This window comes from Peribacillus deserti (genome assembly GCF_016909175.1).
Taxonomy (GTDB): domain Bacteria; phylum Bacillota; class Bacilli; order Bacillales; family DSM-1321; genus Paraperibacillus; species Paraperibacillus deserti.
This window is the reverse complement of record NZ_JAFBFI010000006.1, coordinates 107,299-131,900: the sequence shown is the minus strand read 5'-3', so window position 1 is coordinate 131,900 and position 24,602 is coordinate 107,299. Positions and strand designations below refer to the sequence as shown.

Here is a 24,602-nt window from a genome sequence, read left to right as displayed (position 1 = left end):
AATTGAAGCAGCTGCCATATTATTTGTCAGCCAAACGCCGTTAAGGTGCTAAAGCTTCACACCTCCTTTGTGTGTTCAGCATAGTAACTGAGACGATAGAGATTTTCTTTATCGTCTTTTGTTATGCCAAAAAAACTTGCCTATCTCTGCTTGCCGGCTCAAATCTACCAGCCAGAGGTGTATACCGTGCCTTTAAAAAAGTCGAACCCGGATTTCATATTAATCATCGTGACACTAGGGCTCCTGGCAGTTGGCCTTATTATGGTGTACAGTGCGAGCGCCATTTGGGCGGATTACAAATTTAATGATTCTTTTTTCTTTGCCAAACGGCAAATTCTTTTTGCCGGTGTAGGAATCTTAGCCATGTTTTTTATTATGAACGTTGATTATTGGACATGGCGGACATGGTCAAAAATCATCCTGATTGTCTGCTTTGTACTTTTAATTGCCGTCCTCATTCCAGGAGTGGGCATGGTGCGGAACGGTTCCAGGAGCTGGATTGGAGTCGGAGCTTTTTCGATTCAGCCATCGGAGTTTATGAAGCTTGCTATGATTGCTTTTCTAGCGAAATTTCTCTCAGAGAGGCAAAAATATATTACCTCGTTTAAATCGGGGCTCCTGCCTGCATTATCTCTCGTATTTGTGGCTTTCGGCTTTATTATGCTCCAGCCGGATTTGGGGACAGGCACCGTTATGACCGGCACTTGTATTGTAATGATCTTTGTATCGGGAGCGCGAATCAGCCACTTTTCTTGGCTGGGATTGATGGGGGTCGCTGGCTTTGTCGGCCTTATATTGTCGGCACCGTACAGGATTAAGAGGATCACCTCTTTTCTTGATCCGTGGCAGGACCCGCTGGGGAGCGGATTTCAAATCATTCAATCTCTGTATGCGATTGGACCGGGAGGATTATTTGGCCTAGGGCTTGGGCAGAGCCGTCAAAAGTTTTTTTATCTTCCAGAACCTCAGACAGATTTTATTTTTGCTATTCTGTCTGAAGAATTAGGTTTTATAGGAGGTTCCTTTGTTATCCTGCTATTTGCTCTATTATTGTGGAGGGGAATCAGGATATCACTTGGAGCACCCGATCTCTATGGCAGCTTTCTCGCTGTTGGAATCATTGCCATGGTTGCTATTCAGGTAATGATTAATATCGGAGTGGTAACAGGATTAATGCCGGTTACAGGAATAACCCTTCCTTTTTTAAGCTATGGAGGTTCTTCACTGACGTTAATGTTAATGGCAATCGGGGTATTATTAAACATCAGCAGATACTCGAGATATTGAGCAGGGTTTTAGAATAGGGAAGAAAAGAGCTCTGCAGACTTAGGCCTGCAGGGCTTCTTTACTAGTACCTGAGCAGGGAATTCAAGCTTTTGCATCAATAAAAAGGAAGTTCTACCAGAAGTTATGAATGATAAATAGTAATATTTGAGTTGGAAAACAGGCCCTGTTTAGAATATAGTATAATAGGGAAAAGCGGAGAACGGTGTACAAGCGAGAACGGTGCTTTCAAAAAAATTTATCATTAACGAACAATGTATATCGCATTAATTGCAAACACATCATTGACTGAAAAGCAGCCATCCGACTAGCATAAGACGAGGACTGCTTGAAGGTGCACTTTGCCTTCGGGCAGGGCTTGGCTTATGACTTGAGGGAGTCAGTTCGGAGCTAGAAATCACGACATCAGGCTATTCCTAAATTATCATTTAACTATTTGATTTAAAAAAATATAATGATAAAGTTAATGAAATGTTCAGCTGCATGATTTGGGCTTCAGGCCTTATCGGTGCAGATCAGCCGCTGTGTGAGGTACAAGTACGAGACAGGCTGTATTTTGTTTTTTTCTGATATAAAGAAACCTGAATAAAAAGGCTTGCAGTTGTTTAAAAAACTTGAGGTGACTTCAAATAATGAGAATCGCAGTTAGTGGTGGCGGAACCGGGGGCCATATATACCCTGCCCTGGCATTAATCCGTGAAATAAAAAAGAGGAATAAAAAAGCTTCCTTTCTTTATATAGGTACGGAAAACGGACTGGAGAGCAGTATTGTCCCGCGGGAAAACATCCCCTTTAAATCCATACACATTACGGGTTTTAAAAGGAAAGTCTCCTTCGAAAATGTTAAAACGGTGTTTAGGTTTTTAAAGGGTGTTAAAGATAGTAAGAAGATATTACGAGAATTTAAGCCGGATGTTGTGATTGGAACCGGCGGCTATGTGTGCGGACCTGTTGTTTATGCAGCAGCAAAATTGGGAATTCCTACAGTCATTCACGAACAGAATAGTGTTCCCGGACTGACTAATAAATTTTTAAGCAGATATGTAGATAAAATAGCCGTATGCTTTGAAGAAGCGAAGCCGTTTTTTCCAGGTGAAAAGACCGTTATGACAGGAAATCCAAGGGCTTCAGAGGTTATTGACTATAAAGGCAAAAAAGGTCTTGTTGCTCTGGGGATGGATCCGTACAAAAAAACGGTTTTAATTTTTGGGGGAAGCCGTGGCGCGAAACCCATAAATAATGCAGTGATAAAAGTGCTGGCCGAATTAAGAGAGAAACCTTACCAGATCCTCTATATAACCGGCGAGGTCCATTATGAATCGATTCTTAAAGAAATAGAACTAAATGCCAACCCGGAAAACGTGGTTATAAAAGCATTTGTACACAATATGCCAGAAGTTTTATCAGGGATTGACCTGGCCGTAACTCGTGCTGGGGCTACAACTCTTGCTGAGCTTACCGCATTAGGCATTCCAAGCATTCTGATTCCAAGTCCATATGTAACGGATAACCATCAAGAAAAAAATGCCAGAGCCTTAAGTGAACATGGAGCTGCTGAAATTATCCTTGAAAAAGATCTGACAGGCGGGAATCTTGTGAAAATGATAGACTCCATCATTCTGGATGCAGTGAAACATATTGACATGAGGGCTGCAGCCAAAAGCCAGGGAGTTCCTGATTCGGCTGACAGGCTATATCAGCTAATGCAGGAATTAAATAAGAAATAATGAATCTGAAATATATGAGTTAATAGGTCTTTTGCACTTGGTTCGCTTAAGAATCATAAACTATAGAAAAAATTTAGTTTAAAGCAGATGAAGGCTCCAGTAACAGGAATACTAATCTGCTTTTCTTATGGGCTGAACCTGTAAATAGAAAGGGCGGTAGAAATGAAAGAAGCTATACGAGAACTTAGAGAATTGAATGTTGGAAAGGTTTTGGAGAACGAAGCGCTTGCAAGCCATACAACCATGAAAATCGGTGGTCCTGCAGAATTATTTGTCGAACCATCTTCCATAGAAAACCTTGAAAAAACGATGAAGGTCATTAAAAAGTACCATATAAAATGGCGGGCCATCGGCAGGGGATCCAATTTGCTTGTTTCTGATAATGGGATTGAAGGAGCTGTCATAAAACTCAGCTCTGGACTTTCTGATTTAGAAATAAATGGTACGGAAATTAAAGCGGGTGCCGGTTATTCCCTTGTGAGCCTTGCTACTCAGATAAGCAAGAAGGGTCTTTCAGGGCTTGAATTTGCAGGCGGGATTCCAGGATCAGTCGGCGGTGCCGTATATATGAATGCCGGAGCTCATGGTTCTGATATTTCAAATATTCTTGTAAAAGCCCGTGTATTGTTTGAAGATGCCACTATTGCCTGGCTGACCAAGGAGGAAATGGAATTCTCATACCGCACCTCTATTCTTCAGACAGGAAAACCCGGCATCGTGATCGAAGCAGTTTTTTCATTACGTGAAGGCGACCGTGAGAAAATTGTGGAGGAAATCAGAAATAATAAAAATTACCGGAAAGAGACACAGCCTTATAATCATCCATGTGCAGGCAGTATCTTTAGAAACCCTCTTCCATCCTATGCAGGCAGATTGATTGAAGAGTCGGGGCTTAAGGGCCATTCTATAGGCGGAGCAAAAATATCTGATATGCATGGTAATTTTATTGTGAATGCTGGCGGAGCTACCGCTGAGGACGTTTTAGCATTGATTCAGCATATTAAAGACACGATTTTTGATAAATACGGAATCAAGATGGAGACTGAGGTTGAAATTATTGGAAGAAAATAAAAGGGAAACCCTCAGATTTCCTTGGAAATGTGGTATAATTATTCATCAGAAAAACTTAAGCTGACCCAGTAAGAACATCAAATAAGGGGTTGCTTCAGTGTGTGAAGAATATGAATCGAGAAGCTGCTGGGCCGGTTTAGCATTTACATAAAGACCTCTTATAATTTTATGTGAAGTGTTGTTGGGAGAGGTGAAATAGTGGAGAAGGGCAACATCGTTTCGATCGAAGAACGAATTCCCAAACTTAAACAAATTCGTAAAAGAAAAGCCAATAAAAGGCTGATCATGCTGCTGTCTTTCTTTTTCCTGCTGATTGGCGCCGTTGTGTATCTGCAATCCCCCTTAAGCCACATTAAGGATATTCGTATACAAGGAAACAAATATATTGCTGAGGCGCATATCCAAGCTCTCAGCGGACTATCTAAAGGCGACAATATTTGGGATATAGATAAAGAGGGTGTCTGGCGCCGTTTGAAGCGGGATCCGCAAATAAAATCGGCTAAAGTGTCTTTAGCTTTTCCAAATCATGTTAATATTCAGGTTGAAGAATACAGAAGGATAGGGTATTTATCAAGAGAATCAAGATACTATCCTATTCTCCAAAGCGGGGAACTTCTTAAACCTTTAGCTAAGGGTGACCTGCCCGATTACGCTCCAATCCTGGTTGATTTTTCAAAAGGAGATGCTTTATCTCAATTGGTTATGGAGCTGTCTAAGCTTCCTCCTGAAATATTAAACTCGGTTTCTGAGATTTATAATGATCCCAAGAAGACCGATCCCTACCATCTGGTTATTTATATGAATGACGGATTTGAAGTGAATGCAACAAGCAGGAGCCTGTCGGACAAGCTGGTCCACTACCCATCCATTATCAGCCAGCTGGACCCAGACGTTAAGGGAGTCATTGACCTTGAGGTAGGTTCGTATTTTAAAGCGTACGAAAAAGGGGACAATGACAGCAAGAAAGGTACTGATAGGAAGGGGAACGAGTGAGATGAAAGTGAAAAGCAAGCACTTTGTTCTCTCCCTTATCGGCCTTGTACTAGGCTTTATGATTGCCTTTTCTTATAACCTTACAAAAGACAAAATCGAGCAGCCAAAATTATCTAATAAAAGCTGGGACCGGGATTTTCAGCTAAGAGAAAATCTCGTTGAGCAGGAAGAAAAGACACGGAAGCTTCAGAAAGAATTGTTTAGCAGGCAGGAAGAAGTTACTTCTATGGAAAAACAGCTTTCAAAGGAAGCTCATAACTATTCTGAAATAACAAAAGAGATGGATAAATACAGAATGTACCTCGGGAAAGTAAAGGTTAAAGGCAAAGGGCTGGAAGTTACACTGGCAGATGGTGATTATAATTCCTCAGGGGATGTAAATAACTATATTGTTCATGAACAGCACATTTTTAAAGTGGTCAATGAATTATACGCCTCAGGCGCCCAGGCTGTTGCTATAAATGGGCAGAGGCTGACACGGCAGTCCTATATCGTCTGTAATGGTCCTGTTATAACCATTGATGGAACACAGCACCCTGCGCCATTTGTTGTTTCCGCCATTGGAGACCCGGACGTTTTAGAGGCTGCAGTTAATATAAGCGGCGGTGTCATGGAACAGCTGGTGAACGAAAATATTATTTTTTCTGTTGAAAAGATGGAAGAAATCATAATGGAACCGGTATTGGGCAGTAAATAATTTGCCAATAGAAAGCTGTGAATCAGATGAAGAAAGATATAAAGTGGGGGTTCACTGGCATTTCCATCATTGTGGGCCTTATGCTCGCCATCCAATTCCAGACAGTGAAACAGCCAAAAATAAAAGACACTAGAGATGGATGGGAGCTGCGAACCCAAATTCTGGCTGAACAGCAGATGCAGTCAAAGCTTTTAACAGAAATCAGGGAGCTTGAGGAACAGGCATCAAGCTATGAAACTAAAAGAAGCCATAATAAGGAATCTGCCTTGAAACAAACTCTGAATGAACTAAAACAAGAAGCGGGACAAACCAAGGTTACTGGCGAAGGGATCGTCATAAAGATCAAGCCTTTGCCGGAAGCAGAGCTTCTGGGGGAGACCATCCATTCTATTTCCCCTGAATTATTGGAGAGGCTGTTAAATGAGATTAATATGTACAATGCAGAACATATCTCTATTAATGGCCAGAGAGTTATTAATACAACCGTGATAAGGGAGATAAATGGCGAACCAAAAATTGGCGGCTTTTCTCTGGGAAGTTATCCTATCACAGTGAGAGTGCTGTCTAGTAATGCGCAGAATCTTCATGACCGCATTAAGGTTTCGAAAGTAATAGAGCAGTTTTTTATAGATAATTTATCAGTTGAGATATCGGATCCTGTAAAAGAACTTGCGGTTCCCTCATACCAAAATCCTCTAAAAATTAAGTATTTAGAGCCTGCAGGACAAGAATAAAGGGGTGATTCTAATGTGGCTGCCTATTTTCGGGCTGATTCTTGGAGTAATGCTGGGCCTGCTGACAGATATTAGAATTCCCGATGAATATTCTAACTATCTATCAATTGCGGTTCTGGCTGCTTTGGATACTTTACTTGGAGGAATGAGGGCCTATCTTCAAAATCTTTATGATGAGAAGGTGTTTGTTTCCGGATTCTTTTTTAATATTATATTAGCTGCAAGTTTAGCTTTTCTAGGTGTTCATCTTGGTGTAGACTTGTATTTAGCTGCCGTATTTGCATTTGGAGTCAGGCTGTTCCAAAATATTGCAGTAATCAGAAGGATTTTGCTATCGAAATGGTCGAAATCCCCAGAAAAAAATTTATAGTTTTTAAAGGGTTTAATATGGTTTTGACGAATTGTTTTTATTAGTAATTTCAAAGCTTATAGACTATTCTATATATTGAATTCATAGTTGGTTGTTCTATTTAAAAACTTTTTCAATTAAAGGAGGTGCCATAGAATGAACAGCAATGAAATATACGTAAGTCTTGACATCGGTACATCCAGTGTAAAAGTTATCATTGGGGAAATGGTCAACGACACATTAAACATAATCGGCGTGGGTAACGTTAAATCCGAAGGCATTAAAAAAGGTTCTATTGTCGATATCGACGAAACAGTTCATTCTATTCAAAGAGCTGTTGAGCAAGCTGAGAGAATGGTTGGAATGGAGATTAAGCGGGTAGTTGTCGGAATCAGCGGCAATCATATCTCACTTCAGCCATGCCATGGTGTTGTAGCTGTATCTAGCAGCAATAAAGAAATCACAGAAGAAGATGTTGCACGTGTAAGAGAGGCAGCAGAATTATTGACAATACCTTCCGACCGGGAAATTATTGACGTAATCCCTATCCACTACAAAGTAGATGAGCTGGAAGAAATAAGTGATCCTAGGGGCATGATTGGTGTCCGTCTGGAAATGAAAGGCATACTTATAACAGGTCTTAGAACATTATTACATAATACTTTGCGCTGTGTAGAAAGAGCAGGCCTTGAAATTACGGATATAGCTCTTCAGCCGCTGGCAGCAGGTTCTCTTGTGCTCTCTAAGGACGAAAAGGAGCTCGGAGTAGCACTTGTAGACATAGGCGGAGGTTCTACTACTCTTGCAGTTTTTGAACAGGGACACTTAAAGACTACCTTTGCAATCCCTATCGGCGGCGAAACTTTAACAAAGGATCTTTCTATCGTACTTAGAACTACTACAGAAGATGCTGAAAAAATAAAGATTACACACGGCCATGCATATTATGACGAAGCATCCGAAGATGATGTCTTTAATGTGCCGATTATCGGCAGCGATCAGATGCAGCCTTGTAATCAGCTTATGATTTCTGAGATTATTGAAGCAAGGCTTTCAGAAATTTTTGAGCTGATAACCGATGAGCTTAGAAGAATGGGCTATGAGGACCTGCCTGGAGGATTTGTATTGACTGGCGGAGCAGTAAAAATGCCAGGCGTTCTGGATCTGGCACAGCTGATTTTCCAAAACAGGGTGAGAATGGCTGAACCTAATTATATTGGAGTTCGTGAGCCGCAGTACACGACAGCAGTGGGGTTAATAAAGCATGCCTGCAAAAAGAGCAGAATGCAGGGAACCACATTGGGAACTCCAGTATCGGCTGTCAGCAGCACAGAAAAAGCGGAAAGAAGAACCCAAAAGCCATCACAGCCAAAAGAAAGACCTGAAAAACAGCCTGCAGAAAAAGGCGACTCAAAATTCAAAAAGTTCCTTGGTTATTTCTTTGAATAAAAATCATCTCTGGATATCGTTAAAATAGGAGGATTGTCATGTTAGAGTTTGATAGTAATTTAGATTCTTTAGCTACGATAAAAGTAATTGGCGTAGGCGGCGGCGGAAATAATGCCGTAAACCGAATGATTGAACACGGAGTACAGGGTGTAGAGTTTATCGCAGTCAATACGGATGCGCAGGCTCTTAATCTTTCAAAAGCAGAAATTAAAATGCAAATTGGCGGAAAATTGACCCGCGGATTAGGAGCAGGTGCTAATCCTGAAGTTGGTAAAAAAGCGGCAGAAGAAAGCAAAGAACAAATTGAAGAAGCTCTTCGTGGAGCCGATATGGTTTTCGTAACTGCTGGTATGGGAGGCGGAACCGGAACTGGTGCTGCACCAGTAATCGCGCAAATTGCTCGTGATTTAGGTGCTTTGACAGTTGGTGTTGTAACACGGCCATTTACTTTTGAAGGCCGCAAGCGTGCCACACAGGCTCAGGGCGGTATTTCCGGAATGAAGGAAGCGGTTGATACGCTTATTGTCATTCCAAACGACCGTCTGCTTGAAATTGTTGATAAAAGCACTCCAATGCTTGAAGCGTTTAGAGAAGCTGACAATGTATTGCGCCAGGGTGTGCAGGGTATATCGGATTTAATTGCAACTCCGGGATTGATTAACCTTGATTTTGCTGATGTAAAAACAATTATGTCAAACAAAGGTTCTGCATTAATGGGAATTGGAGTGGCTACTGGTGAAAACCGTGCTGCTGAAGCTGCTAAGAAAGCTGTTTCCAGCCCGCTTCTAGAAACGTCTATTGACGGAGCACAGGGTGTACTTATGAACATAACAGGCGGATCCAACTTAAGCTTGTTTGAAGTACAGGAAGCTGCTGATATTGTGGCTTCTGCATCCGATCAGGATGTTAACATGATCTTTGGTTCGGTTATCAACGAAAACTTAAAGGATGAAATTGTTGTAACAGTGATTGCAACTGGTTTTAGCGAAAGCGAAATTCAGCAGCAGGCAAGGCCTCAAAGATCATCCTCCTTCAATCAGCCGGCATCTTCTTCTTACAGCCAGCCGCAAAATTCATTCAATGGGCAAAGACAAGCTCAGCCGGTGAAGCGTGACATAAAAAGAGAAGAACCAGTTGAACAGACTAGACAGCAAGCGGATGATGCCTTAGATATCCCAACATTCTTAAGGAATAGAAACCGCCGCAGATAAAAGCATACTATAGATAATGTAAGGGTTAACTTATTGCTGGAAGTAATAAGTTAACCCTTTTTATTGTTCCAGGGCTTCTTCTCCTCAAACTTTTACTTTTACTTTTTCCGCCTATTCTCCGTAAATCTATATATATTCCAGTTACTTAGTCTCTATATGTCCCAAAAAAAAGATAAGCTTTTGCGTACCATATACAGAGTCTGGAATAAAGCCTATCCATATTTTTTTCCTGACAATAAACGTAGAAATGTCTTAAAAAAACTCTGCTTTTCCACCCAAAAAGTGACATATTTCAAAAGGGATGTACGATATACTTTTTTAAAACATACCAGTAATGCTGAGCGGGGTGGTAGGTTTTTGGTCATGTATCTCGATGTCATCTGGCTGTTAAATCTGCTATTTGACTCGCTGCTTCTGACAGGAGCAGCCCTTATGTTAAAAAGAAAAGTATCTGTAGTTAGAATCGGGGCAGGAGGATTTATCGGCTCTATCATCATCATATTAAATTTCACACCTCTGTATGCCTGGGCTGAGCATCCCTTAACAAAGCTCATATTCTCAATTGCTATGACCCTGGCAGCCTTTGGATATAGAAGATTGAAATACTTTGTAAAAGGACTAATGGCTCTGTATCTCATTACGTTTCTTTTAGGCGGAACGATGCTGGGAGTTCATTATTTATTTCAATCCAACATTACTTCTGTACAGACGAAAGTTACATACTTAATGAACGGATTTGGGGATCCGGTCAGCTGGCTGTTTGTGATCATAGGATTTCCAGTCTCCTGGATCTTTTCAAAACGAAATCTAGACAGCCTGGAAATGACTAAGATTAAGTTTGAAAAGATGGTAAAGGTTCTTATCACGATTGACGATTTCACAGTTACAGCCACAGGACTTGTGGATAGCGGAAATCAGCTGTATGATCCGCTGACACAGGCACCTGTCATGATTTTCTCCTTAAAAGGCTATGAGGAACAAATACCGGTGAATATGCTTCATTTACTGCAACAACCTGAGTGTATCATGGAATCCGGCGCAGTATATGACCTGCCGTGGGCCGGCAGACTCAGGCTGATTCCAAGCAAAGTAATAGGAGCAGATCAGCAAATTCTTCCTGCGTTTAAACCTGACAGTGTTCAAATTTATGTAGATGACGGATTTATTGACGTCAAAAAGTGCTTAGTTTCATTTACACTTCAGCAGCTTTCCCCTGAAATGGAGTATGCCGCAATTATCCACCCGAAGATGATGGTTTCGGCGAAAAAAAGTGTTTCTTAATATCAGAATTTTCTAATGAGGAGGAAATAACATTGAGAAAGTGGCTGCTCCGGTTAAATTACTATTGGTATAAATTATTAATGAAGCTGGGATTAAAGACCGATGAAATTTATTATATTGGGGGAAGCGAAGCTCTGCCTCCGCCCCTAAGCAAAGAAGAAGAGGAAATATTAATAAATAAACTTCCAGGCGGCGACGAAACAGCACGATCCATGCTGATTGAACGAAATCTGCGTCTTGTTGTATATATAGCGAGAAAGTTTGAAAATACAGGAATTAATATCGAAGACTTGATCAGTATTGGAACAATCGGATTAATTAAAGCCGTTAACACCTTCAATCCAGAGAAGAAAATCAAGCTTGCAACTTATGCATCACGCTGTATTGAAAATGAAATTCTAATGTATCTTAGAAGGAATAATAAAATTCGATCTGAAGTTTCCTTTGATGAACCTCTTAATATTGATTGGGATGGAAATGAACTTCTGTTATCAGATGTGTTAGGAACAGAAGAGGATATCATCACAAAAGATTTAGAGGCTAATGTGGACAGAAAGCTGTTAAATAAAGCACTGCACCAATTAACCGACCGGGAAAAACAAATTATGGAACTGCGCTTTGGACTGGTCGGGGGGGAAGAGAAAACGCAGAAGGACGTAGCTGATATGCTGGGCATTTCTCAATCCTACATATCAAGGCTCGAAAAAAGAATTATAAAAAGGCTTCGAAAAGAATTTAACAAGATGGTTTAATAGCAGCTTATAACGGCGCTTCGGATTTTTAGTAAAAAAATTTTTTTAATGAAAAAACCCTTATTTTTTCAGGATTTCGGCACTAAAGATATCTGTTTGTGTTCTTGCAGGTAATGGAACATGTGCATATTTTTCCCTCCCGAGGAGATACTGTTTTTTGTACAGCAGCTCCTGTTAGGAGGGAATGAATTGACTAGAAATAAAGTTGAAATTTGCGGTGTGGATACATCCAAATTACCGGTTCTTAAGAATGACGAAATGCGAAAACTTTTCAAAGAAATGCAAGAGGGCGATGATTATGCCCGAGAAAAGCTGGTAAATGGGAATCTAAGGCTGGTTCTCAGTGTTATTCAAAGATTTAATAACCGCGGTGAATATGTAGATGACTTATTCCAGGTAGGCTGTATTGGACTTATGAAATCCATTGATAATTTCGATCTAAGTCAAAATGTAAAATTTTCAACGTATGCTGTACCCATGATTATCGGAGAAATCCGGAGATATTTGCGGGATAATAATCCTATAAGAGTATCACGCTCTCTAAGGGATATAGCTTATAAAGCACTTCAGGTAAAGGAGCGGCTTATGAGTGAAACCTCCCGGGAACCAACAGCAGAAGAAATAGCTAAAGTATTAGAGGTTCCGCATGAAGAGATTGTATTCGCCCTTGATGCTATCCAGGATCCGGTATCATTATTCGAGCCGATCTATAATGACGGCGGGGATCCGATTTATGTTATGGACCAGCTGAGTGATGAGAAAAACAAGGACAACTTCTGGATAGATGAAATTGCCTTAAAAGAAGGCATGAGACGTCTGAATGAGCGGGAAAAGATGATTCTGCGGAAGCGGTTCTTCCAAGGGAAAACTCAAATGGAAGTTGCTGAAGAAATCGGAATCTCTCAGGCCCAGGTATCAAGGCTTGAAAAAGCGGCTATAAAACAAATGAATAAAAATATCCAGCATTAATTCGTAAAGTGCTGCATCTGTAAGAGCTTAAAAACCCCGCTTTCCATTTTTGGAAAGCGGGGTTTTTTTAAAATTGAAGATTAAGACCTGCCTTACTTTCATTCATTTCACACATCATACATATACTTGTAAAAAGTCCAGGGAGATGAAAAGGATGCTTAAAATTTCGGAGTTTCAAAGTAAAGATATCATTACGATACATGACGGAAAAAGGCTCGGAACGGCTCTGGATCTAGAAATAGATACAGCTACGGGAAAAGTTGTATCTTTAATAGTTACTGGAACCGGTAAATTAACAGGACTGTTTAATAAAGAGGAGCAGACGATTATCCCCTGGAATCAGATCATTAAAATAGGGGCAGACGTAATTCTTGTGAATCCGGGAACTGCCATTAATCCCTTTAAGATTGAACCAGGAAAGGGATTTTAATTATCTGATGTTAAGGTAATGTGGTACACTGAAAAAAACATTAGGAAAAAGAGGTTTTTTCTATGGCAGAACCATTTTCACTTATAAATGAACGATTTTATAGAGCTGATTTTTTTCAGCAAACAAGTCCAGGCTTTACGGCTGGCTTCACGACAAAAAACGGCGGAGTCAGCGAACAGGAATTCAAAACACTTAATACCGGATTTCATGTAGGAGACAGAACAGATCATGTGGTGAAGAACAGGGGGCTTCTGGCTGGCTCTCTGTCCTTTGGCATTGATCAATGGGCAGGTGCAGAGCAGACTCACGAGACAGCGATTGTCAAAGTTAAAACGAGCGACCGCGGCAAAGGCGGGGAAGCATATGAAACTTCCTTTAAAGCCACAGATGGCTTATATACAGATCAAAAGGGTATACTGCTAACGCTATGCTTTGCCGACTGTGTCCCGCTTTATTTTGCAGCCCCAGACAGGGGAATGATCGGGATTGCCCATGCAGGCTGGAAAGGCACAGTGGACGGAATTGGAGAAAAAATGATCAGGATCTGGGAGGAGGAGGGCATTCAAGCATCAGACATTTTTGCTGCCATAGGCCCTTCAATTTGCAAGGATTGCTATATAGTTGACGATAGAGTGATAAATTTCGCTAAAAATAGACTAGAAGAAGTTGACAAAAAGCCCTATAATTTAATTAAAGAGGGTCAGTATACTTTAGATTTAAGGGAATTGAATGCCTTGATTTTACAAAAGGCCGGTGTTCCGCTTGAGAATATTCGTGTATCCAGTCTTTGTACTAGCTGTCAAAATCAGCATTTTTTCTCCCATAGGAATGATCATGGGAAAACTGGCCGAATGTTAGGGTTTATCGGCTGGAAGGAGGATACTTCATTTTGAAGGTAACCCATAATTTAAAAAACATTCATGAAAAAATAATCGAAGCTTGCCAAAAAAGCGGCAGGAACCCTGAAGAAGTTAAGTTAGTAGCTGTTACAAAATATGTATCTTCCGAAAGAGCTCTGGAAGCATTAGATGCTGGTGTGGTCCATCTCGGAGAAAATAGGGATGAAGGTCTGCTTGCAAAATGGGAAGTGTTAAAAAATCGTCCAACCTGGCACTTTATTGGATCGCTGCAAACCAGAAAAGTAAAGGCCATTATTGATATAGTTGAGTACATACATTCTTTGGATCGTATGACATTGGCAGACGAGATTCAAAAAAGGGCATCCAACCCAATAAAATGCTTTATCCAGGTGAATGTATCAGGTGAAGAATCTAAGCATGGGATCACCCCTTCAGAGGCATTGGATTTTGTAAGGGCATTAAGCGGACATGATAAGATCATTGTGGATGGCCTTATGACAATGGCTCCTTTAACAGAGGACGAGGAAAGAATCCGCCATTGTTTTAAAGAGTTAAAAAGCCTCCGTGAAGAGATTCAACAGCTTCATATTGAAAACTCTCCTTGTAAAGAATTGTCCATGGGCATGTCAAATGATTTTCATATTGCCATTGAAGAAGGAGCTACCTTTGTTCGTATAGGTACAGCTTTAGTCGGCTAAAAATTTCAAAGGAGGTATTATAAATGACTCTTGTCTCGAAATTTAAATCTTTTTTCGCTCTTGAGGATGAAGTTGAATATAGGGAAGAAATCATGGAGGAGGATATGGAGGATAAACGCCCTGCTAAAGGCTTTAAGCAGCCCAATCAGAATGTCGTCAGCCTTCAAAGTGTCCAGAAACCTAATTCTAAAGTGATTCTTGCAGAACCGCGGGCTTATTCTGAAGCTCAGACAGTTGCGGATGAATTAAAAAACCGCCGTGCTGTTGTGGTTAATCTTCAAAAAATTGACCATGATCAGGCTAAGAGAATTGTTGATTTCCTAAGCGGAACCGTCTATGCGCTAGGCGGAGATATACAAAGAATCGGAACAAATATCTTTTTATGTACACCGGATAATGTAGATGTTTCCGGCACGATAACAGGATTTACGCAGGAACAAGAGTATGATGAAGCGAGGTGGTAGGTCTTAATGGATGTTATTTTTAACGTAATCGGAAAACTGCTGAACATTTATTCGTATGCATTAATTATCTATATTTTAATGTCGTGGTTCGGCGGAGCACGCCAGACATCAATCGGCCAGTTCCTTGCAAAAATATGTGAACCATATTTAGAGCCATTCAGGAAATTTATTCCTTCCCTGGGCATGATCGATATTTCTCCCATTATTGCCATAATGGTTCTCAATTTTGCTGCATCAGGTCTTAACCAGCTTTATTTTTGGTTAACTTAGGCTGAAGGTGCGCAGCAAATAACGTATGACCTGTCAGAATAATTTTATTTGGCAGGGTTTTTTTATATCAGGATATAGGATTTACACAGGTAAGGAGTCTTCTTATGAGTATTTATCAGCACTTTCGACCGGAAGAAAAAGAGCTAATCGATTTGTTTCTAGGGTGGAGGGAACAAGTAAAGGACTTTTATGCTCCTAAGCTTACAGATTTTTTGGATCCAAGAGAAATATATATATTAAACACGATAATCGGCCATGATGACGAAATTAGAGTCTATACCTTTGGAGGAAATGAAACTGCCGAAAGAAAAAGAGCTTTACTGTGCCCTTCCTATTTTTCGCCAGCAGATGACGATTTTCATATTTCCTTATTTGAAATTGCATACCCGAAAAAGTTTGTTGCGATCGAGCACAGGCAAGTATTAGGCAGCTTGATGTCTTTAGGATTGAAGAGGGAAAAGTTCGGCGATGTCCTAATCGATGGAGAGCACGTCCAGTTTTTAGCTGCAGAAGAAATTGAATCCTATTTGACTGCCAACCTTGAAAAAATCGGCAGGTCTTCTATCTCACTAAAGAAAATTTCATTTGATGACATTATAGAAGTAAAGGATTCCTGGGAGGAAATGTCTCTCACTGTAAGTTCACTGCGGCTTGATGCTCTGCTTTCTTCATTAACGAAGCTTTCTCGGCAGAAAGCGCAGACCTTAATTGATCAAAACAAAGTAAAGGTGAACTGGAAGCCTGCTGATCAGTCGTCCTTTGAATTAAAGGAAGGGGATGTAATCTCTGCAAGAGGATTTGGCCGGTTCAAAATTTTGTCACTTGAGGGCAGAACTAAAAAGGAAAAATGGCGTGTGACAGCTGGAAGACAAAAATAATAGACAGTTGAAGGGTTTACAAATAGTCTGTCGAAATTTAGTATAGTATTATATGATTATATTAGACTCTGAAAATGCTCTGGAGGTGCGAAAATGCCTTTAACCCCGTTAGATATACATAACAAGGAGTTCAGCAAAGGCTTCCGTGGTTATGACGAAGATGAAGTTAACGAGTTTCTAGACCAAATTATTAAAGATTATGAAATGATTCTTCGTGAAAAGAAAGAAATGGAAGAAAAGCTGGAGGGCCTTCAAGACCGTCTTGGCCACTTTACGAACATCGAAGATACATTGAATAAATCGATTGTAATTGCTCAAGAAGCCGGTGAAGAAGTTAAAAGAAATGCGCAGAAGGAAGCAAAACTGATCCTTAAGGAAGCAGAAAAAAATGCAGACCGGATCGTCAATGAAGCCTTATCTAAAGCTCGTAAAATTGCCCTGGATATCGAAGATTTGAAAAAGCAGTCCAAAGTGATCCGCACCCGGTTTAGGATGCTGATTGAAGCACAGCTTGATATGCTGAAGACAGACGACTGGGATCAGCTTATGCAGTATGAAATAGATGCAACCGATCTCGAGCTAAGCAGAGAAAAATAGACGCTCCTTGACGAAAGCTTCTGACTCGCTTATAATTTTCTAACAATACAACTTATAATGATTAATACGCTGAGAGGGACAGTAGGTTTCTTCAAAATTCATAAAGCGAGCCGGGGATGGTGTAAGCCTGGTATGAAGGAAGAAAATGAAAATCACCCTTGAGTACCGATTTGAACCTGAAAAGCAGTAAATGAGGCGCATCATTCACGTTACGAATGCTTAAGAGGACAAAACATATTTGTCTATTAGGGTGGTACCGCGGGAAACTAAAAGCCTTCTCGTCCCTTGCTGGGATGAGAGGGCTTTTTTATTTTGTTTGGAATGGTAAAAAACGCCAATTATTTGAATGGAGGAAAAGAAAAATGGAGTATAAAGATACTCTCCTGATGCCAAAAACGGACTTCCCTATGAGAGGAAATCTGCCGAATAGGGAGCCCCAGATTCAAAGCACATGGAAAGAAACTGATATTTATAAAAAGGTTCAAGACCGTACTAAGGGCAGACCGATGTTTATTCTTCATGACGGACCGCCTTATGCTAATGGCGATATTCACATGGGACACGCGCTTAATAAAATTCTTAAAGATGTTATTGTCCGGTATAAATCCATGTCCGGCTTTAATGCCCCATATGTTCCCGGCTGGGACACGCATGGTCTTCCAATCGAACAGGCTCTTACAAAAAAAGGTGTAAAAAGAAAAGAAATGACAGTGGCAGAATTCCGCAGATTATGTGAGGAATACGCATATGAGCAGATTGACAGCCAGCGTGAACAATTCAAACGTCTAGGAGTCAGGGGAGATTGGGAAAACCCTTATATCACACTGAAGCCTGAATACGAAGCACAGCAAATCAAGGTCTTCGGTGACATGGCTAAGAAAGGCTATATTTATAAAGGCCTTAAACCAGTTTACTGGTCACCGTCCAGTGAGTCGGCACTTGCTGAAGCTGAAATTGAATATTATGACAAGCGCTCTGCGTCCATCTATGTTGGTTTTGCAGTAAAAGAAGGAAAGGGTGTTCTTGAAGAAGGCACCGAGATCGTCATCTGGACTACAACTCCTTGGACTATTCCTGCAAACCTTGGAATCTCTGTCCATCCTGATCTTGAGTACAGTGTAGTGGCTGCAGGCGGGAAAAAATACGTAGTTGCAGAAGCGCTGCGTGAGCAGGCTGCTGAAACGATTGGCTGGGAAAACCCGGTTGTTGAAAAGAAAGTAAAAGGTCAAGAGCTTGAATATATCGTTACTAAACACCCTCTATATGACCGTGATTCATTAGTTATGCTCGGAGACCATGTAACGACTGAAGCAGGAACAGGCTGTGTCCACACGGCTCCAGGCCACGGGGAAGACGACTTTATTGTCGGACAGAGGTACAATCTGGACGTTCTTTGCCCGGTTGATGAGAAAGGCGTCATGACGAAAGAAGCCCCTGGGTTCGAAGGATTGTTCTATGACGAAGCTAATAAGCCTATTACACAGGCACTCGAAGAAGCAGGAGCTCTGTTAAAGCTAAGCTTTATCACTCACTCTTATCCACATGACTGGAGAACGAAGAAACCAACGATTTTCCGCGCAACCGCCCAATGGTTTGCATCTATTAAAGATTTTAGAAATGACCTGTTAAAAGGAATTGAAGAAACGAAATGGGTTCCAGCGTGGGGTGAAACAAGGCTTTACAATATGGTCCGCGACCGCGGCGACTGGTGTATTTCCCGCCAGCGTGCATGGGGAGTTCCGATCCCGGTATTTTATGCAGAAAATGGCGAGCCTATTATCACAGATGAAACGATTGATCATGTGTCAGATCTATTCCGAGAACATGGTTCTAATATCTGGTTTGAAAAAGAGGCGAAGGAACTTCTTCCTGAAGGATTTACCCATCCGGACAGCCCGAACGGCAAATTCACTAAAGAAGCAGATATCATGGATGTTTGGTTTGATTCAGGTTCTTCTCATCAATCAGTGCTCGAAGAACGTGATGACCTGCAGCGTCCGGCTGATTTATACCTGGAGGGCTCTGACCAATACCGCGGCTGGTTCAATTCGTCCCTGTCTACAGCAGTAGCTGTAACTGGCAAGCCTCCTTATAAAGGAGTATTAAGCCATGGATTCGTGCTTGACGGCGAAGGAAAAAAGATGAGTAAATCGCTAGGAAACATCGTAGTCCCTGCTAAAGTCATGAATCAGCTTGGTGCAGATATCCTGAGACTGTGGGTTGTATCAGTTGATTATCAGGCGGATGTAAGAGTTTCAGATGCCATCCTTAAGCAGGTAGCAGAAGTTTATAGAAAGATCCGCAATACTTTTAGATTCTTGCTGGGTAATCTATCTGATTTCACTCCTTCTAAAGATTCAGTCTCTTATGATACGCTTCGTGAAGTAGACCAATATATGCTTGTGAAGCTGAACAAGCTGACTAAACAGGTTAAACAGGCATATGAAAACTATGAATTCGCAGGAATTTTCCATGCTGTTAATAATTTCTGTACGCTTGATCTTAGTGCATTTTATCTGGATTATGCAAAAGACATCCTATACTGTGAAGCACCAGAAAGTGCTGAGCGGAGAGCTATTCAAACGGTTCTTTATGAGTCGCTTGTATCACTCACAAAACTTGTGTCTCCAATTCTTTCACATACTGCAGACGAAGTATGGGCATTCATTCCTGAAGCAGCTGAAGAAAGTGTACAGCTGACTGATATGCCTGAAGAAAAGGAACTGCCTAATGCGAAAGCAATCGAAGATAAATGGAACGCATTTATGAAGCTGAGAAATGATGTACTGAAGGCTTTAGAAGTGGCCAGAAATGAAAAAGTAATCGGTAAATCCCTGAATGCAAAGGTTTCTATGTATGTGAATGGGGCAGGCAGGGAACTGCTTAACAGTATCGATGAAAGCTTTGACCAATTGTTTATTGTATCGAAGCTTGAAATTGCAGGAAACGTGGATGAAGCTCCAGAAAATGCACTAAAGCTAGAACATTCTTCCCTTGTTATTACAGCGGCTGAAGGAGAAACATGCGAGCGCTGCTGGAATGTAAAAGAAGAAGTGGGTTCTGTAACTGAATATCCTACACTTTGCAAACGATGTGCTGGGGTTATTAGCAATATCTAAATTGATATAAAATCCTTGAATGATCAAGGAATGAAAAAAGAGAGCTGCGGGCTCTCTTTTTTTCAGTTTCACAATCACCAGGGAATTTTGGTCAGTTTCATTTGTCTAAATTATTTATTTTGAGTATTCCAGCAGCGTACTTGATTTTCAAGGCCTAACTAGGTAAAAACTCCGCAGAACAAGTTGGTGTGGTGAACTGAATTAGTCAGATACATCTCAGAGATCAGAATGGGTACAAGTATAGAAATTGAGAAATAGGTTTTGCGCCGATCAGCCGGTTGATCTCTGATACTAAGACTAGTTTCGCGCGGGGAACCTGGAATTTCGCGCAGGTAATCGAACTATGGCACGGAATACCAAATTTCCAGCCCAGACAAGTGAAATTTCCCGCTCAGGCTGGCAGTGATATTCAGTCAGATTAACCCGAACATTCAGCGTGGGCACTAAATAAGATACTGAGAAAAAGGCTTCGCGCCAAACAGCCGGATTTTCGCGCAGGCAACGCTGTTATAGCGCGGGGAACTTAGAATTTCGCAAGAAATCAAAACTTCGCGCGGAGCCAGCTGATTTTCGCGCAGATTACCATATTTCCAGCTCAGGCAAGTCAAAATTTTGCTCGGGTAAGTTTTCAGCGACGGAATTTTACTCAGAAAAGTCCATATAGGTAATTTTGTAAAAGGTTTTTACCAATCTAAAAGGATTTTAGTAGAATGGGCTTTATGCTTAACATTTTGGAGTTCATGCTTAACTTTTGAAGTTTTAAGCTTGGCTTTTATGGATTTATGCTTAGCTTTTCGAGGTTTATTCTTTTCTCTCAACATCGCATGCGTATGTTTCCTGCTTTATGATTATCTTAAGCTTTATGCTTTCCTACTGTGGAAGATGCTTATCTCGCGTGCAGATAGAGTTCACATCGGTATAACCTGAATTAGTGGAGTCGAGGAAAAATTCACGGGCATAAAAAAACACGCAATTTTCCATTGCTTGGTATACTTGAATTGTCGAGAAACAAGTAATTCAAGCTCTTACTGGCTTTCCTGCATTGCCTATCTTTTTTGGGATGTGCTAAAATGCATTAGAAGACAAAATTAGATTTTATATATGAAAAACAAAATGTCTTCAAGGTTTGAGAGCGGGGGAAATAAATTGGGTTACTTTATCATAGCTTTATTCGTAATAGCATTAGATCAATTTACTAAGTGGCTGATAGTGAAAAACCTGGAATTGGGAGATAGTATAGAAGTAATACCGAACTTTTTTTATATCACTTCTCATCGGAACACAGGGGCAGCCTGGGGCATACTGGCTGGACAAATGTGGTTTTTTTACATCATAACAATTCTTGTGGTAATCGGCCTTGCTTATTACATAATAAAACATGCGAAAAATAATTTATTGCTTGGAGTTTCGCTCGGTTTAATGCTGGGAGGTGCCATCGGAAACTTTATTGATCGAGTATGGCGGAAAGAAGTGGTGGATTTTATCCATGTATATATTTTCAATTATAGTTTTCCGGTCTTTAATATTGCAGACTCCGCATTGTGCATTGGAGTAGGGCTGCTGATCATATATATGATTCTTGAAGAAAAAGCTGAGAAGGAGAAAAAGAATGCATAATACAAGCATCACGATTGAAGAGGAACAGAAGAATGAAAGACTTGATAAAGTTGTATCCTCCACTAATGAAGAATGGTCAAGAACACAGGTTCAGCAATGGATAAAAGAAGGACATGTTCTGGTTAATGGGAAAACCGTTAAGACTAACTACAAATGCAGTTTAGGCGATTCGGTTGAGATCGTAATACCAGAACCTGAAGAACTGGATGTAGAAGCAGAGCAGATGGACTTAGACATCTATTATGAAGACAGCGATGTTCTTGTTGTCAATAAACCGCGGGGGATGGTGGTCCACCCGGCTCCTGGGCATGTAAAGGGTACGCTTGTAAATGGACTCATGGCTCATTGTAAGGACTTGTCTGGCATTAATGGGGTAATGAGGCCTGGAATCGTTCATCGTATTGATAAAGACACCTCAGGCCTCTTGATGGTTGCCAAAAATGACCTGGCGCATGAAAGCCTTGTCCAGCAGCTTGTCGATAAAACGGTAACAAGACGATATAAAGCAATTGTACACGGAGTCATCCCTCATGATCATGGTACCATTGATGCGCCGATCGGCCGGGACAAAAAGGACCGTCAGAGCATGACCGTAACAGAAGAAAACTCGAAGAACGCTGTCACACATTTTAATGTTATTGAAAGGTTTAAAGATTTTACCTTTGTAGAGTGTCAGCTTGAAACCGGAAGAACCCATCAAATCAGGGTCCATATGAAGTATATTGGATATCCTCTTGCAGGGGATCCGAAATACGGTCCAAGAAAAACAATGGATATCGGCGGGCAGGCCCTGCACGCTGGGATACTGGGCTTTATTCATCCTAGAACAAAAGAATATCTTGAATTTACTTCTCCGCTTCCGTCTATTTTTGAAGAGGTTCTTGACGGCCTTCGACAAAATGATTGACAATATGCTGGGATAGTATTAGTATGAATGTAACAAAATAAGAACCTTTAACACAGTCCCGTGAGGCTGAGAAGGAATCGGAATCAAGAAGCGAAAGATGCGGATGCATCTTTCATTCTTGAAAGAACGGAATCCTCCTGCCCTCCGGCATGAGGATTTTTTTTATTCTCCGCTTGGGTTTATTCTAAGAAAGCAGGTGAGTACATGAAGGAAAAGGCTATTGTCCTCGATGAGCAGGCCATAAGAAGAGCATTAACCAGAATAGCTCATGAAATAATTGAAAGAAATAAAGGAATTGAAAATTGTGTGTTAATCGGTATTCGCACTAGAGGTATTTATATTGCGAAAAGACTGGCTGAAAGAATACAGCAGATCGAAGGAAAGGAAATGGCGGTGGGGGATATTGATATTACTCTCTACCGGGATGATTTAACAACAAAGACAGACTCTGGCGAACCGCTTGTGAAAGGATCAAATATCCCGCTGGAAATATCGGGCAAGAAAGTGATCTTGATTGATGATGTACTTTTTACTGGAAGAACGGTGCGTGCTGCATTAGATGCACTGATCGACTTAGGAAGGCCTTCTCAAATCCAGCTGGCTGTGCTGGTTGATAGAGGACACAGGGAGCTGCCGGTTCGAGCTGATTTTGTTGGTAAGAATGTCCCTACTTCACAAGCCGAGAAAATCTCTGTAAAGCTTGCTGAAGTAGATGGTTTAGATCAGGTAACTATACTAGAATAATAGAACCAACCTTTAAATGCGGTCCAGTGAGGCTGGCAAGGAAGGATCTGCATACTAATTATGCACATAAAATGCACTTGATTTTATGGATCCCGCCTAAAAAGAGGTTTTCTTATAGGGGGAAATCAAAATGGAAACGAATAAAAGGAATATTGTATTAGACGTAAATGAGGTTCCAAAGCCTGGACAATGGATTACTTTAAGTCTGCAGCATTTGTTTGCGATGTTTGGTGCAACTGTACTGGTGCCTTTCCTGGTTGGATTAAGCCCGGCTGTTGCTCTCGTGTCAAGCGGATTGGCCACTCTTGCTTACCTGCTGGTAACTAGAGGACAGATTCCTGCATATCTTGGTTCATCTTTTGCCTTTATCTCTCCAATTGCCGCAGCTAAAACACTTGGCGGTCCGGAATCAGCCATGCTTGGCTGTTTTGCAGCAGGGTTGATTTATGGAATTGTTGCATTAATCATCAAGAAAGCAGGGATGAGATGGCTGATGAATCTCCTTCCGCCTATTGTGGTCGGACCTGTGATCATGGTGATCGGGTTAAGCCTTGCAGGTACAGCAGTCGGGATGGCGATGTACGAGAATCCTGGAGCACCGGCAGCAGAATTAGTATACAGCTCTAAGCATCTGACTGTTGCGATGATTACACTTATTGCAACCATTGTCTTTAATATGTTTGGAAAAGGGTTCGTTGGGGTCATACCAATCCTTCTCGGAATTATTGTTGGATATATCTCAGCCTGTGTAGCTGGAATTGTAGATTTCAGCGGTATAGCAGCTGCAAAATGGTTTAAAGCACCTGATTTTATGATTCCTTTTGCTACCTACACTCCACAGTTTTCATGGGAAGTTATATTCATTATGGCCCCTGTTGCCCTGGTTACATTATCAGAACATATCGGACACCAAATGGTATTGAGCAATGTAGTAGGCAGGGACTTTCTTAAAAAGCCGGGTCTTCACCGTTCCATTACAGGTGACGGCGTTGGAATTATCATTGGATCATTCATTGGAGGACCGCCGATTACGTCTTATGGTGAAAACATCGGTGTACTGGCTATCACTAGAGCATTCAGTGTCTTTGTAATCGGAGGAGCGGCTGTTTTGGCAGTAGTCTTCGGCTTTATCGGCAAAATCTCTGCGCTTCTTCACTCCGTTCCTCAGGCTGTAATGGGAGGGATTTCGATTCTCCTTTTCGGAATCATTGCTTCCAGCGGATTAAGAATGCTGATAGATCATAAAATTGATTTTGAAAATAAGAGAAATTTAATCATTGCTTCTGTCATCCTGGTTCTGGGTATCGGCGGGGCATTTGTAAAGCTGTCAGACCAGGTTTCACTGTCCGGCATGGCGTTATCAGCCATAATCGGGGTTATCTTAAACTTGATTCTTCCCGGCCGCACCAAGCAAATGGACTCAGCAGACAGCTTATCTAAATAACACACCTTTTAAATGAAGTCCCGTGAGGCTTATAAGGGTGTAAACTAAAGGAATCGC

The 24,602-nt window shown here is 41.1% G+C and carries 24 protein-coding genes and 1 other annotated feature; all 24 genes read left to right on the top strand.

Translation table 11 applies throughout. The features are described 5' to 3' along the window. Positions 1–186 precede the first annotated feature (186 nt). The 24 genes from spoVE to JOC77_RS08450 all read left to right on the top strand — a co-directional run bounded on the left by spoVE (position 187) and on the right by JOC77_RS08450 (position 24,545). On the top strand, positions 187–1,287 hold the full coding sequence (spoVE, locus tag JOC77_RS08565; RefSeq protein WP_204541711.1) for a stage V sporulation protein E: 1,101 nt from the start codon (positions 187–189) through the stop codon (positions 1,285–1,287). A gap of 629 nt (positions 1,288–1,916) precedes the next feature. Then, positions 1,917–3,011 carry an undecaprenyldiphospho-muramoylpentapeptide beta-N-acetylglucosaminyltransferase gene (murG, locus tag JOC77_RS08560; protein WP_204541708.1) on the top strand — a complete coding sequence of 365 codons (1,095 nt, stop codon included), beginning with the start codon at positions 1,917–1,919 and terminating at the stop codon, positions 3,009–3,011. A gap of 162 nt (positions 3,012–3,173) precedes the next feature. Further along, the gene (gene murB, locus JOC77_RS08555; RefSeq protein WP_204541704.1) at positions 3,174–4,082 is read left to right on the top strand and encodes a UDP-N-acetylmuramate dehydrogenase; all 909 of its coding nucleotides are present in this window, start codon (positions 3,174–3,176) and stop codon (positions 4,080–4,082) included. Positions 4,083–4,280: 198 nt separating this feature from the next. Then, entirely contained in the window at positions 4,281–5,075 is a 795-nt protein-coding gene (locus tag JOC77_RS08550; protein ID WP_204541701.1) for a cell division protein FtsQ/DivIB, read from the top strand. A 1-nt stretch (position 5,076) separates the two neighbouring features. Beyond that, on the top strand, positions 5,077–5,772 hold the full coding sequence (locus JOC77_RS08545) for a DUF881 domain-containing protein (protein ID WP_239558668.1): 696 nt from the start codon (positions 5,077–5,079) through the stop codon (positions 5,770–5,772). A gap of 26 nt (positions 5,773–5,798) precedes the next feature. Beyond that, positions 5,799–6,506, top strand: a complete 708-nt coding sequence (locus tag JOC77_RS08540; protein WP_204541695.1) for a DUF881 domain-containing protein — start codon at positions 5,799–5,801, stop codon at positions 6,504–6,506. Between the two features lie 13 nt (positions 6,507–6,519). After that, positions 6,520–6,876, top strand: a complete 357-nt coding sequence (locus tag JOC77_RS08535; RefSeq protein WP_204541691.1) for a small basic family protein — start codon at positions 6,520–6,522, stop codon at positions 6,874–6,876. Positions 6,877–7,011: 135 nt separating this feature from the next. Further along, on the top strand, positions 7,012–8,304 hold the full coding sequence (gene ftsA / locus JOC77_RS08530) for a cell division protein FtsA (RefSeq protein ID WP_204541688.1): 1,293 nt from the start codon (positions 7,012–7,014) through the stop codon (positions 8,302–8,304). 38 nt (positions 8,305–8,342) lie between these two features. Then, positions 8,343–9,515: a cell division protein FtsZ gene (gene ftsZ / locus JOC77_RS08525; RefSeq protein WP_204541685.1), complete on the top strand. Its 1,173-nt coding sequence runs from the start codon at positions 8,343–8,345 to the stop codon at positions 9,513–9,515. A 363-nt stretch (positions 9,516–9,878) separates the two neighbouring features. Beyond that, positions 9,879–10,796: a sigma-E processing peptidase SpoIIGA gene (gene spoIIGA, locus JOC77_RS08520; protein WP_239558682.1), complete on the top strand. Its 918-nt coding sequence runs from the start codon at positions 9,879–9,881 to the stop codon at positions 10,794–10,796. A gap of 32 nt (positions 10,797–10,828) precedes the next feature. Then, the gene (sigE, locus tag JOC77_RS08515; RefSeq protein ID WP_101641298.1) at positions 10,829–11,548 is read left to right on the top strand and encodes an RNA polymerase sporulation sigma factor SigE; all 720 of its coding nucleotides are present in this window, start codon (positions 10,829–10,831) and stop codon (positions 11,546–11,548) included. A 189-nt stretch (positions 11,549–11,737) separates the two neighbouring features. Continuing rightward, positions 11,738–12,517: an RNA polymerase sporulation sigma factor SigG gene (gene sigG, locus JOC77_RS08510; protein ID WP_204541679.1), complete on the top strand. Its 780-nt coding sequence runs from the start codon at positions 11,738–11,740 to the stop codon at positions 12,515–12,517. A gap of 154 nt (positions 12,518–12,671) precedes the next feature. Beyond that, the gene (locus JOC77_RS08505; protein ID WP_204541676.1) at positions 12,672–12,947 is read left to right on the top strand and encodes a YlmC/YmxH family sporulation protein; all 276 of its coding nucleotides are present in this window, start codon (positions 12,672–12,674) and stop codon (positions 12,945–12,947) included. A 62-nt stretch (positions 12,948–13,009) separates the two neighbouring features. Next, the gene (gene pgeF / locus JOC77_RS08500; RefSeq protein ID WP_204541673.1) at positions 13,010–13,840 is read left to right on the top strand and encodes a peptidoglycan editing factor PgeF; all 831 of its coding nucleotides are present in this window, start codon (positions 13,010–13,012) and stop codon (positions 13,838–13,840) included. Next, a complete protein-coding gene (locus JOC77_RS08495) occupies positions 13,837–14,505 on the top strand; it encodes a YggS family pyridoxal phosphate-dependent enzyme (protein WP_204541670.1) in 669 nt (222 codons plus the stop codon). Before pgeF ends, JOC77_RS08495 begins: the two co-directional genes overlap by 4 nt. A gap of 23 nt (positions 14,506–14,528) precedes the next feature. Continuing rightward, positions 14,529–14,969 (top strand): cell division protein SepF, encoded by a 441-nt coding sequence (locus JOC77_RS08490; protein WP_204541667.1) that lies wholly within the window; start codon positions 14,529–14,531, stop codon positions 14,967–14,969. Between the two features lie 6 nt (positions 14,970–14,975). Beyond that, positions 14,976–15,239: a YggT family protein gene (locus tag JOC77_RS08485; RefSeq protein ID WP_204541664.1), complete on the top strand. Its 264-nt coding sequence runs from the start codon at positions 14,976–14,978 to the stop codon at positions 15,237–15,239. A 104-nt stretch (positions 15,240–15,343) separates the two neighbouring features. Further along, entirely contained in the window at positions 15,344–16,117 is a 774-nt protein-coding gene (locus tag JOC77_RS08480; protein WP_204541661.1) for a YlmH family RNA-binding protein, read from the top strand. A gap of 93 nt (positions 16,118–16,210) precedes the next feature. Beyond that, on the top strand, positions 16,211–16,714 hold the full coding sequence (locus JOC77_RS08475) for a DivIVA domain-containing protein (RefSeq protein WP_204541658.1): 504 nt from the start codon (positions 16,211–16,213) through the stop codon (positions 16,712–16,714). A 60-nt stretch (positions 16,715–16,774) separates the two neighbouring features. Then, positions 16,775–17,003, top strand: a binding site (T-box leader). A gap of 73 nt (positions 17,004–17,076) precedes the next feature. Further along, the gene (gene ileS / locus JOC77_RS08470) at positions 17,077–19,833 is read left to right on the top strand and encodes an isoleucine--tRNA ligase (RefSeq protein ID WP_204541655.1); all 2,757 of its coding nucleotides are present in this window, start codon (positions 17,077–17,079) and stop codon (positions 19,831–19,833) included. 1,113 nt (positions 19,834–20,946) lie between these two features. After that, a complete protein-coding gene (gene lspA, locus JOC77_RS08465) occupies positions 20,947–21,450 on the top strand; it encodes a signal peptidase II (protein WP_275585063.1) in 504 nt (167 codons plus the stop codon). After that, positions 21,443–22,357, top strand: coding sequence for an RluA family pseudouridine synthase (locus JOC77_RS08460; protein WP_204541649.1), 915 nt, complete (start codon positions 21,443–21,445; stop codon positions 22,355–22,357). Before lspA ends, JOC77_RS08460 begins: the two co-directional genes overlap by 8 nt. Positions 22,358–22,561: 204 nt before the next feature. Next, a complete protein-coding gene (gene pyrR, locus JOC77_RS08455) occupies positions 22,562–23,101 on the top strand; it encodes a bifunctional pyr operon transcriptional regulator/uracil phosphoribosyltransferase PyrR (protein WP_204541646.1) in 540 nt (179 codons plus the stop codon). Positions 23,102–23,231: 130 nt separating this feature from the next. Next, entirely contained in the window at positions 23,232–24,545 is a 1,314-nt protein-coding gene (locus JOC77_RS08450; RefSeq protein ID WP_204541643.1) for a solute carrier family 23 protein, read from the top strand. The last annotated feature ends 57 nt before the right edge of the window (positions 24,546–24,602 follow it).

Coding starts and splice junctions, on each gene's coding strand:
- murG (WP_204541708.1), top strand. CDS start 1,917: ATGAGAATCGCAGTTAGTGGTGGCGGAACCGGGGGCCATATATACCCT.
- murB (WP_204541704.1), top strand. CDS start 3,174: ATGAAAGAAGCTATACGAGAACTTAGAGAATTGAATGTTGGAAAGGTT.
- JOC77_RS08545 (WP_239558668.1), top strand. CDS start 5,077: ATGAAAGTGAAAAGCAAGCACTTTGTTCTCTCCCTTATCGGCCTTGTA.
- JOC77_RS08540 (WP_204541695.1), top strand. CDS start 5,799: ATGAAGAAAGATATAAAGTGGGGGTTCACTGGCATTTCCATCATTGTG.
- JOC77_RS08535 (WP_204541691.1), top strand. CDS start 6,520: ATGTGGCTGCCTATTTTCGGGCTGATTCTTGGAGTAATGCTGGGCCTG.
- ftsA (WP_204541688.1), top strand. CDS start 7,012: ATGAACAGCAATGAAATATACGTAAGTCTTGACATCGGTACATCCAGT.
- ftsZ (WP_204541685.1), top strand. CDS start 8,343: ATGTTAGAGTTTGATAGTAATTTAGATTCTTTAGCTACGATAAAAGTA.
- spoIIGA (WP_239558682.1), top strand. CDS start 9,879: ATGTATCTCGATGTCATCTGGCTGTTAAATCTGCTATTTGACTCGCTG.
- JOC77_RS08505 (WP_204541676.1), top strand. CDS start 12,672: ATGCTTAAAATTTCGGAGTTTCAAAGTAAAGATATCATTACGATACAT.
- pgeF (WP_204541673.1), top strand. CDS start 13,010: ATGGCAGAACCATTTTCACTTATAAATGAACGATTTTATAGAGCTGAT.
- JOC77_RS08490 (WP_204541667.1), top strand. CDS start 14,529: ATGACTCTTGTCTCGAAATTTAAATCTTTTTTCGCTCTTGAGGATGAA.
- JOC77_RS08485 (WP_204541664.1), top strand. CDS start 14,976: ATGGATGTTATTTTTAACGTAATCGGAAAACTGCTGAACATTTATTCG.
- JOC77_RS08480 (WP_204541661.1), top strand. CDS start 15,344: ATGAGTATTTATCAGCACTTTCGACCGGAAGAAAAAGAGCTAATCGAT.
- JOC77_RS08475 (WP_204541658.1), top strand. CDS start 16,211: ATGCCTTTAACCCCGTTAGATATACATAACAAGGAGTTCAGCAAAGGC.
- ileS (WP_204541655.1), top strand. CDS start 17,077: ATGGAGTATAAAGATACTCTCCTGATGCCAAAAACGGACTTCCCTATG.
- lspA (WP_275585063.1), top strand. CDS start 20,947: ATGTCTTCAAGGTTTGAGAGCGGGGGAAATAAATTGGGTTACTTTATC.
- JOC77_RS08460 (WP_204541649.1), top strand. CDS start 21,443: ATGCATAATACAAGCATCACGATTGAAGAGGAACAGAAGAATGAAAGA.
- pyrR (WP_204541646.1), top strand. CDS start 22,562: ATGAAGGAAAAGGCTATTGTCCTCGATGAGCAGGCCATAAGAAGAGCA.
- JOC77_RS08450 (WP_204541643.1), top strand. CDS start 23,232: ATGGAAACGAATAAAAGGAATATTGTATTAGACGTAAATGAGGTTCCA.